The following is a 9,061-nucleotide window of genomic DNA, read 5'->3' on the forward strand; positions in this document are numbered from 1 at the left end:
GCGGCCCCGGGACCGGTACCGTCGAGGGCATGGAGAAGGTCGCGCTCCATCGGCTGCTCCGCGCGGTGGCCCTCGTCGTGGCCGCGCTCGCCACGCTGACCGTGTGCGTCACGGCCACCGTCCGCGGCACGCTGCTCGACCCCGGCTTCCACGCCGCGGTCCTCGACGAACAGCACGCCTACGACCGCCTCTACAACGAGGTCCTGGTCGACCCGAAGGCAACGCCTGTCACCCGCGACCTGCTGGCCCGGCTCGCGGTGCCGGAGGCCCAGATCACCTCCAACCTCAAACTGGTGCTGCCGCCCGACACGCTGCGCGACCTGACCCGGCAGCAGATCGACGCGGCGGTCGGCTATCTCAACGGCGACCGTGACGAACTGCGCCTCGTCGTCGATCTGCGCCCGGTCATCGCCAACCTCGGCGACCTCGCGCACACCTACTTCGGCGATCTCGTCGCGGGCGTCCAGAACCGCTCCGAGCCGGACTTCGACCGGTTCCGGGCGACCCTCGCGGACGAGGTGCGCGAACTCGCTGCCGGGCGCGCGCCCGAAGGGCTGCCGCAACTGCCGCTGACGCCGGACCAGGCGGGCCGCGTCGCCGACGCCCTGCTCGCCCTCGTACCGGCCACAGAGCGCGCGGATCTGCGCCCGGAGATCGAGACGGCGCTCGCGGACGGCGATGTCGGCACCGCGCTCGCCGCCGTCGCCCCGGCCACCGTCACGGACCGCGTCCAGGGCGCGGCGGCCCAGCTCCGCACGCTCGCCGACGGCGGCACCTGGGACCTGACCGACACCCTCAAGGCGTCGGGGAACGACCTTTCGGGGCTGCACGACGCGCGCCCGTACACGGCGGTCGGCCTCGGGGTGCTCGAAGTCGTCGCTGCGGTGCTGGTGTTGCTGTCCCTCGCCGTCCTGTGGCTGCTCGGTCCGCAGCAACCGGGGCGTCGGCTGGTCCTGCTCGGGATTCCGCTCGCGGCGGGCGGGGTGCTCACCGCGCTGGCCGCCTGGGTGACGCGCCTGGTCACCGACGGGCGGCTCGTCGCGCCTCCCGACTCGTGGCCGCCGAGCCTGAGCCGCCTCGTCGACGACATCCAGCGCTCGGCCGTGGGCCACCTCACCGGCACCGCGCTGTGGGCCGCGCTCGTCCCCGTGCTCGCGGGGGCGCTGCTCGCCGCTGTCGGCCTGCTCATGAGGACCGGTCTCGCCGGGCGGGCGCCGCGGTTGGCGCGGGAGCGGCTCGGGTCGCCGCGGCGGGCGGTCGGCCTGGGGTTCGGCTCCGCGTGCGTGGCGGTCGCGGGGATGGTGCTGATGCCGCTGGCCGCCTCCCCGGCCGCGGCCCGAGAGTGCCAGGGCAACACCGAGCTGTGCGACCGCCGCTACGACGAGGTCGCTTATCTGACCGCGCACAACGCGATGTCGACGACCGCCGACCACTTCATCGGGCCGCTCCAGGACCCGCGCATCAGCACGCAGTTGGACCACGGGGCGCGCGCCCTCCAACTGGACACCTACCGCTGGGAGACACCCGAGGAGATCGCCGGGCGTCTTGACGGCTCCGACTTCACGGCCGAGCAGCGGGCGCTGGTCAGGTCCGCGGTCAACCGGGTCAACCCGCCGCGCAAGGGGCTGTGGCTGTGCCACTCCGTGTGCAGGGCGGGGGCGATCCCGCTGGTGCCGACGCTGCGCGAGCTCGGCGACTGGATGAAGGACCACCCCAATGAAGTGATCACCCTGATCGTGCAGGACGCGATCTCCGCCGACGACACCCGCAAGGCCTTCCGGCAGGCCGGGTTGGACCAGCTGGTCCGCCGGCCGGACGCCGACCCGGCGAAGCCGTGGCCGACGCTCGGCGAGATGATCGACAGCGGCCGGCGGCTGGTGGTCTTCGCCGAGCAGGCGGACACCCCGGGCTCCTGGTACCGCAATTTCTACCGCTACGGCATGGAGACGCCGTTCACCTTCCGCTCCCCCGACCAGATGAGCTGCGTCCCGCACCGAGGCGGCGACGACAAACGGCTGTTCCTCCTCAACCACTTCATCACCAACAACGGCGGCAGCCGCATCGACGCGGGCGAGGTCAACGCCCGCCGTTATGTCCTCGACCGGGCCCGCCGCTGCGAACGCGAGCGCGGCAGGCCGGTCAACTTCGTCGCGGTGGACTACGCGACGATCGGGGACGCGCAGGGGGCGGTGGACGCGCTCAACGAGAGTCGCTGACCGGCACCGGCTCCGACTCGGGCACCGATGCCGGTTCCGGCTCCTCGACGAGCGACGTCTTCGAGGTCTCGGGCATCAACGCGTACGTGACCAGCGAGATCAGGGCGCACCCGGAGACGTAGAGGAAGAACCAGTTCTCGTGCCCGCCGTCGGCGAAGGCCAGCGCGACGTAGGAGGCGGTGCCGCCGAAGAGGGCCTGGGCGAGGTTGTAGGGGACGGCGACGCCCACGGTGCGCACCTCGGTCGTGAACAGTTCGGCCTTCACGACCGCGTTCACCGACGAGTAGCCGGCGACGATCGTCAGCGCCAGGACCGAGAGACCGAGAGCGGCGCCCCAGGTCGGCCACGCCTTCATGCCGCTGAGGATCGGGTAGGTGCCCAGCGTCCCGCCGATGCCGAAGAAGATCAGCACCGGGCGGCGGCCGACCCGGTCCGAGATGTGGCCGCCCAGCGGCAGCAGCACCAGGAAGACGCAGAGCGCCGCGAGACTCACCCAGGAGGCCTGCTCCTTGGGCAGGCCGACACTGTTGACCAGGTAGCTGTTGAGGTAGGTGGTGTACGTGTAGTAGGCGACGGAGCCGCCGAGCGTGAGGGCGAAGACCAGCACGGCCGCGCGCCGCTGCCGCCACACCTCGCGCAGGGTGCCGCGCCGCTCCTCGACGTCGGACGCCTCCGCCTTCACGTACGCTTCGGTCTCGTGCATGCCCCGGCGCAGATAGAAGACGGCCACGGCACCGAGGGCGCCGATCACGAAGGGGATGCGCCAGCCCCACTGGGTCAGTTGGTCCTCGCTGAGCAGTGTCTGCAGGACGATCAGGATCACCAGGCCCGCCAGCTGGCCGAGCGTCACGGACACGTACTGGAAACTGCCGCCGAGGCCGCGCCGGTGTCCGGCCGAGACCTCGGTCAGGTAGGAGGCGCTGGCCGCGTACTCGCCGCCGACGCTGAGCCCTTGCAGCAGGCGGGCCACGACGAGGAGCACGGCGCCGGTGTAGCCGGCCGTCTCGTGGTCGGGGGCGAGCGCGATCATCAGGGCGCTGGCCGACATGAGCCCTACGGTGACGGTGAGGCCGGTCCTGCGGCCCTTGCGGTCCGCGAGCCTGCCGAGCAGCCAGCCGCCGACCGGCCGGGCGAGGAAGCCGACGGCGAAGACGGCCGCGGAGTTCAGAAGCGAGGCGGTCGGGTCGTCCGCCGGGAAGAACTGCCCGGAGAAGTAGACGGCGAAGGTGGCGTAGACGAACCAGTCGAACCACTCGATCATGTTGCCGATCGAGCCGACCAGGATGTTCCGGACGTATCCGCGCTGCTGCGCGGCCGTGCTGGATACCGCTCTTGGGTTGACCGGACGACTCATCGTCGAGCCTCTCTGGGGAAGTGGGGAGCGGGGACGGAGGGGAGGTCAGCGCGGCGCCGGGGCGGTGAGGACGTCCCAGAGGCCGGACTCGCCGGATGCGATGGCCAGACGGCCCAGGGCGACGGCGTCGCTCCGCTGCGGGGTGGGGGTGTCGCGCCAGGCCCACAGGCGGCGGGTGTAGCGGTGCAGCGGGTACTCGGCGGTGATGCCGAGCGCGCCGTGCAACTGGTGGGCGGTGCGGGCCACTTCGGTGGCGGTGGTCGCGGCGGTGATCCGCACGGTGGCGGCCGCCGCGGTCAGCCGGGCGGGATCCTGGTGGCCGCTCGCCGCCGCGCGGAAGGTGTCGCGGGCGTGGTGCACCGCGGCCTCGGCCTGGAGAAGGTGCACGCGCATCGTCGCGAGGTGCGCGGCGACGGCCGGGATCTTCAGGAGCGGCGCGCCGAACTGCTCGCGCTCGCTCACGTGCGCGGCGGTCAGTTCGTAGGCGCCCTCGGCCGCGCCGAGCAGGGCGGCCGAGCGGAGCAGGGCGAGGCGGGCGCGGAGGTGTGCGGGGGCCGGGGCGCCGGGCGGCAGCGAGTCGACCGGTGCGGAGGCCAGTTCGACGGTCGCGTACGGGGTGCCGCACAGGCCGGGGCGGGACGGGTGGCGGGTGACGCCCTGGCCCGCGAGATCGACGGTCCACGGCCCCGTTTCCGCGTCGTCCACTGCCGGGATCAACAGCAAGGTGTGTGCTTCGAACACCCAGGGGACAGCGGGCAGTTGTGCCGTGAGCGTGCCGTCGGCGTCCAGCCCTGTGGCGCCTTCGGGCAGGACGGCGAGGGTGGTCGACGCCGGCCCGAGGGTGGCGGCGGACGCGAGGCACCAGTCGGCGGTCGCGGACTCGGCGACAGGGGTGGTGACGGCGTGCCGGGCGAGCGCGTGGGTCAGGGCGAGCAGATCGTCGAAGGAGCCGCCGGAGCCGCCCGCCGACTCGGGGACGTCCAGGCGCGTCATGCCGAGTTCGGCGAGGCGCTCCCACAGGGCGGGGCCGGAGGGCTCTCCCCCGTCTGCCTCCGCTTCCGCCGCGAGTCCCCGCACGGCCTCGCGGAGCTCGTCGGCGTACTCGCTGGTGAGGGTGGGCTCGCGGCGCCGGGGCTTGCCGGGGACGGTCATGCGCGGGTCTCCTCGCGGGCGATCAGGGACAGCAGGACGTCGGACGCGCCGCCGCGCAGGCCGAACGCGGGGGCGGCGAGCAGCGCCTGGCCGAAGTCTCTGTCGGCGGTGGGCGGCAGGCCTCCGGAGACGTCGCGGAAGGCCTCGACGACGTCGTTCTCGAAGGCGTTGCCCAGGTACTTCAGGGCGGCGGCCGCGCGGACCGGGGTCTCCCCGCGGTCCATGGCGGAGGCGACGTCCCAGCAGAGGCGGCGCAGGACGGTGAGCCGGGCGGTGAGGGAGCCGATGGACGCGGCGACCGTGTCCGGGGTGCCGTGCCCGGTCCGGGCCGCCTCGGCGAGCAGGGCGACGAGCACGGGGTAGCTGGACAGGACGCGTTCGGCGCCGCCGCGTTCGAAGGAGAGTTGACCGACGACCTGGCGCCAGCCCTCGCCCTCGGTGCCGATGAGGCGGCCGTCGGATACGAACACGCCCTCGAACCGCACCTCGTTGAAGTGGTGTTCGCCCGCCAGGTCGGGGATGGCGCCGGTGGTGACCCCGTCGGCGTCCATGTCGACGACGAACTCGCTCAGCCCCTGGTGCTTGCGCTCGACGTCCTCGCGCGGCGTGGTGCGGGCCAGTACGTAGGCGTGGGTGGCGTGGTGGGCGTGGCTGGTCCAGATCTTGTGGCCGCTGAGCCGCCAGCCGCCCGCGACGCGGCGCGCGGAGGTGCGGACCGAGGCCAGGTCGGAGCCGGCCTCGGGTTCGCTCATGCCGAGGCAGAAGACGGCGTCGGTCGCGGCGATCCGCGGCAGGATCTCCTCCTTCAGCGCGGGGCTGCCGTGGCGCAGGATGGCGGGCCCGATCTGCCGGTCCCCGATCCAGTGGGCGGCGACGGGGGCGCCGGCGCGCAGCAGTTCCTCGGTGACGGCGAGCCGGTCGACGTTGCGCAGGGCGTGGCCGCCGTACTTCACGGGCCAGGTCATGGCGGTCATGCCGCGCCTGGCCAGTTCGCGGCTGAAGTCGCGGTCGAAGGAGCGCAGCCAGGCGTCGCTGCGAGGGGTGTAGCGGGCGGCCGTCCGCCACTCGGTGGCCAGGGTGCGGGCGGCCGTCCGGGGGTCGGTGTGCGGGTTGATCGGGGACATGCGGTGGTGTCTCCTGGAGTCGAGGGGTCGGTGCGCTCACCCGGCGATCGGTCGCGGGGCTCTGCCCCGGACCCCGCGCCTCAATCGCCGGCGGGGCTTGAATGGTCAGGCTCCCGTGTACGTGCCGGCCCGCTTCTCGCGGAACGCGTCGTACGCCTCGCGGGAGTCGTCCATCGACGTCACCACCGCCATGTGGGAGGAGATCAGGTCGAGCGCGGTGCGCAGATCGTGGTTCGCGCCCTGCCGGACGGCGCGCTTGATCATCGCGAGCGCGGCGGGCGGCTTGGCCACGAGGCGGGCGGCGAACGCGTACACCTCGTCGAGGAGGTCGGCGTCGTCGAAGACGTCCTCGACGATGCCGAGCCGCTTGGCCTCGTCCGCTTCGACGAAGTCGCCGGTCCACAGCAGGCGCAGCGCGGCGGCCTGGCCGACGACGCGGGGCAGCAGCCAGCAGCCGCCGTCGCCGGGGACGAGGCCGACCTTGATGTAGCCCTCGCAGAAGCGGGCGGAGCGGCCGGCGAAGCGCAGGTCGCACAGCAGGGCCATGTCCATGCCCGCGCCGACGGCGGGTCCCGCGACGGCCGCGAGGACGGGCTTGTCGATGTCCTCCAGGGCGCGGGCCACTTGGTGCACGCGCTCGGTGAGCAGCCGCTTCTCCTGGATCGGGGTGCGCTGTTCGCCCTTGAAGTCGGCGAGGTCGACGCCGGAGCAGAAGGCATCGCCCGCGCCGGTGACGACGATGACGCGGACGTCGGGGTCGTCGTCGGCGCGGCGCAGTGCCTCGGCCCAGGCGTCGGCCATGGGGAGGGTGAACGCGTTCTTCCGGTGCGGGCGGTTGAGGGTGATGGTGGCGATGTGGTCGCGGGTGGCGTAGAGGAGGTCTTCGGCCGCGGACATGGCTGGTCCTTCCATCGGGGTGCTGCTCGGGTGCTGTACTCAGGCGGCGGTGGCGGCGGTCGGTTCGCGCGCGACGCCGTCGTCGAAGAGGGCCGCGGCCTCCGTGTCGGGCAGGCCGAGTTCGGCGAGGACCTCGCGGGTGTGCTCGCCGAGGTGCGGGGCGGGGCGCATCGGGCCCTCGCCCTCGCCCGCGGGGGCGAGGGCCGCGGGTTCGGTCATGCGGACCGGCGGCCGGCCGAGCAACAGCGGCCCCTCGGTGGGGTGTTCGGTGCGCTCGAAGAAGCCGGTTGCGCTCAGGTGCGGGTCGGTGAAGAGGTCGTCGAGGCTGTTGACGCGGGTCGCGGGGATGTCGCGGGCGTCGAACTCGGCCTGCCACTCGGCCGTGGTGCGCAGCAACAGCTCGGCGTTGACCATCGAGTAGAGGGTGTCGATGTGCTCGGTGCGCTCCGTGATGGTGCGAAAGCGCGGGTCGTCGGCGAGCGCCGGGCGGCCGATCGCGGCGAAGAAGGCGCGCCACTGGGCGTCGGTGTAGATCATGACGGCGAGGTGGCCGTCCTTGGTGCGGCACGGACGGCGGTGCGGGGAGCTGGTGCGGGCGTAGCCGGTGGGGCCGGTGGGCGGGTCGAAGACGCGGCCGCCCTGCTGTTCGAGCAGGGTGAACGAGGCCATCGTCTCCAGCATGGGTACCTCGACGGCGCGGCCCCGGCCTGTGACCTGGCGGCCGTGCAGGGCGGCGAGGACGGCCGCGGCCCCGTAGATGCCGACCGTCTTGTCGGCCGCGGCCTGCCGCACGTACTCGGCTCCGCCGTCGCCGCCCTGAAGTGCGGCGACTCCCCCGGCGGCCTGGATGACGTCGTCGTACGCGGGCCGGTCGGAGTCCGGGCCGCCGGCGGCGAAGCCGCGGAACGCGCAGTGGACGAGGCGCGGGTTGCGCTCCAGAGCGGACTCGGCGGTGAGTCCGAGCCGGCGCGCGGCGGCGGGGCGCAGGTTGTGCACGAGGACGTCGGCCGAGTCCACGAGCGCGGCGAGGACGGGCGCGGCGCCGGGGGCCTTGAGGTCGAGGGCGACGCTCCGCTTTCCGCGGTTGGTGTTGAGGAAGGCGGGGCCCATCCCGTTGCCCCGGCTGTCGCCGATGTAGCGGACGACGTCGCCCGCGGGCGGCTCGACCTTGACGACGTCGGCGCCCCACTGGGCGAGCAGCAGGGTGCAGTACGGGCCCATCAGCGTCGAGGTGATGTCGACGACGCGGACGCCGTCGAGCGGCCGGTCCGGGGGGAGTCCACCGCCGCTCGCCGCTTTCGGGGCCGCCAGATTGTCTACCGATTCTTCCGGTGCCTTCGGCGCCATCGCCGAGTCCTCCTCTGAAATCGGCCACTGATGACGCCTGTTGGAGCCATCAGCGGGTTTCATTTCGGGTGTTATCCGGCGAAACGGATACCCACCCGAGCAAGATTGGATGCAATCTGACGCACGGTCCGGCATCATGTCAATGCCCCTGCCGGTTCAGGGGAGTTAGAGTCGACAGCCCTCGGCGGGAAGGCAGGCAACAGTGACGGCTCAGGCGGGGGCGGAGCGGCTGGACGCGGTGTCCGGTGCGGTGGCCCAGGTGGTGGAGGAACTGCGGGCGATGCTGTTCGCGCGCGATCTGACGCCGGGCAGCCCGGTGCGGCAGGAGGCGCTGGCGGCGCGGCTCGGGGTCAGCCGGGCCCCGGTCCGTGAGGCATTGCGGGTGCTGGCCAGCGAGGGCGTCCTCGATCACGTCCGCAACGTCGGGTACCGGGTGAAGGTGCTGACGGCGGCCGAGTTCGAGCAGACCTATCTGATGCGGCGGGTCCTCGAGGCGGAGGTGCTGCGGCGGCTGCCGCCCTTCCCGGCCTCGGACCTCGCCGGGCTCCGCACGCTGAACGAGCGGATCACGGAGGCCTCTGCCCGCGGCGATCTCACCGCCATGGCGCGCCTCAACTCCGACTTCCACTTCCGCATGTTCACGGCATCGGGCCTGGATCTGGTCGTCGCCGAACTGCGCCGCGTCTGGCAGCTGAGCGACGGCTACCGGGCCTACCTGCTGCACGACCCGCTCTCGCAGAAGCGGATCGTCGACGAGCACGCCGAGATGGTCGAGGCACTCCGCGTCCGGGACCACGAACGCCTCGTCTCGCTCATGGACCACCACCGGGACGGCACCCGCCCCCAGCTGGAAGCGGTCTTCACCCCGCCCTCCGCCTAGGGCTTGTCGTTTGGATCAGGCCGGATCAGGGAGCGGGGCCTGGTGCGTACGATCGCAAGGCGGAGGAGGGAGGCGACGCGGAGCGTCGTCG

General features: G+C 72.9%; 7 protein-coding genes. 2 read left to right on the forward strand and 5 right to left on the reverse strand.

The window, feature by feature from the left end; all coding sequences use genetic code 11:
* The first annotated feature begins 29 nt into the window (after positions 1–29).
* The gene (locus tag ACIA8D_RS36020) at positions 30–2,216 is read left to right on the forward strand and encodes a hypothetical protein (RefSeq protein ID WP_399238627.1); all 2,187 of its coding nucleotides are present in this window, start codon (positions 30–32) and stop codon (positions 2,214–2,216) included.
* Here the strand turns inward: ACIA8D_RS36020 and ACIA8D_RS36025 are convergent.
* The 5 genes from ACIA8D_RS36025 to ACIA8D_RS36045 all read right to left on the reverse strand — a co-directional run bounded on the left by ACIA8D_RS36025 (position 2,200) and on the right by ACIA8D_RS36045 (position 8,090).
* A complete protein-coding gene (locus ACIA8D_RS36025) occupies positions 2,200–3,570 on the reverse strand; it encodes an MFS transporter (protein ID WP_399238629.1) in 1,371 nt (456 codons plus the stop codon). The two genes, ACIA8D_RS36020 and ACIA8D_RS36025, sit on opposite strands and share 17 nt — an antisense overlap.
* A gap of 45 nt (positions 3,571–3,615) precedes the next feature.
* Positions 3,616–4,722: an acyl-CoA dehydrogenase family protein gene (locus tag ACIA8D_RS36030; RefSeq protein ID WP_399238631.1), complete on the reverse strand. Its 1,107-nt coding sequence runs from the start codon at positions 4,720–4,722 to the stop codon at positions 3,616–3,618.
* Positions 4,719–5,846 carry an acyl-CoA dehydrogenase family protein gene (locus ACIA8D_RS36035; RefSeq protein ID WP_399238633.1) on the reverse strand — a complete coding sequence of 376 codons (1,128 nt, stop codon included), beginning with the start codon at positions 5,844–5,846 and terminating at the stop codon, positions 4,719–4,721. The genes ACIA8D_RS36030 and ACIA8D_RS36035 overlap by 4 nt, the downstream gene beginning before the upstream one ends.
* Before the next feature lie 105 nt (positions 5,847–5,951).
* Positions 5,952–6,743, reverse strand: coding sequence for an enoyl-CoA hydratase/isomerase family protein (locus ACIA8D_RS36040; protein WP_399238636.1), 792 nt, complete (start codon positions 6,741–6,743; stop codon positions 5,952–5,954).
* 39 nt (positions 6,744–6,782) lie between these two features.
* A complete protein-coding gene (locus ACIA8D_RS36045; RefSeq protein WP_399238638.1) occupies positions 6,783–8,090 on the reverse strand; it encodes a CaiB/BaiF CoA transferase family protein in 1,308 nt (435 codons plus the stop codon).
* A gap of 202 nt (positions 8,091–8,292) precedes the next feature.
* Here ACIA8D_RS36045 and ACIA8D_RS36050 point away from each other — a divergent pair, with 202 nt between their 5' ends.
* Complete coding sequence (locus ACIA8D_RS36050) at positions 8,293–8,970, forward strand: GntR family transcriptional regulator (RefSeq protein WP_399238641.1); 678 nt, start codon at positions 8,293–8,295, stop codon at positions 8,968–8,970.
* The last annotated feature ends 91 nt before the right edge of the window (positions 8,971–9,061 follow it).

This window comes from Streptomyces sp. NPDC051684, from assembly GCF_044453445.1.
In the GTDB taxonomy this organism is placed as follows: domain Bacteria; phylum Actinomycetota; class Actinomycetes; order Streptomycetales; family Streptomycetaceae; genus Streptomyces.

Bases quoted from the DNA above. Each gene is read 5' to 3' on its own strand.
- ACIA8D_RS36020 (WP_399238627.1), top strand. From the start codon at position 30: ATGGAGAAGGTCGCGCTCCATCGGCTGCTCCGCGCGGTGGCCCTCGTC.
- ACIA8D_RS36025 (WP_399238629.1), bottom strand. From the start codon at position 3,570: ATGAGTCGTCCGGTCAACCCAAGAGCGGTATCCAGCACGGCCGCGCAG.
- ACIA8D_RS36030 (WP_399238631.1), bottom strand. From the start codon at position 4,722: ATGACCGTCCCCGGCAAGCCCCGGCGCCGCGAGCCCACCCTCACCAGC.
- ACIA8D_RS36035 (WP_399238633.1), bottom strand. From the start codon at position 5,846: ATGTCCCCGATCAACCCGCACACCGACCCCCGGACGGCCGCCCGCACC.
- ACIA8D_RS36040 (WP_399238636.1), bottom strand. From the start codon at position 6,743: ATGTCCGCGGCCGAAGACCTCCTCTACGCCACCCGCGACCACATCGCC.
- ACIA8D_RS36045 (WP_399238638.1), bottom strand. From the start codon at position 8,090: ATGGCGCCGAAGGCACCGGAAGAATCGGTAGACAATCTGGCGGCCCCG.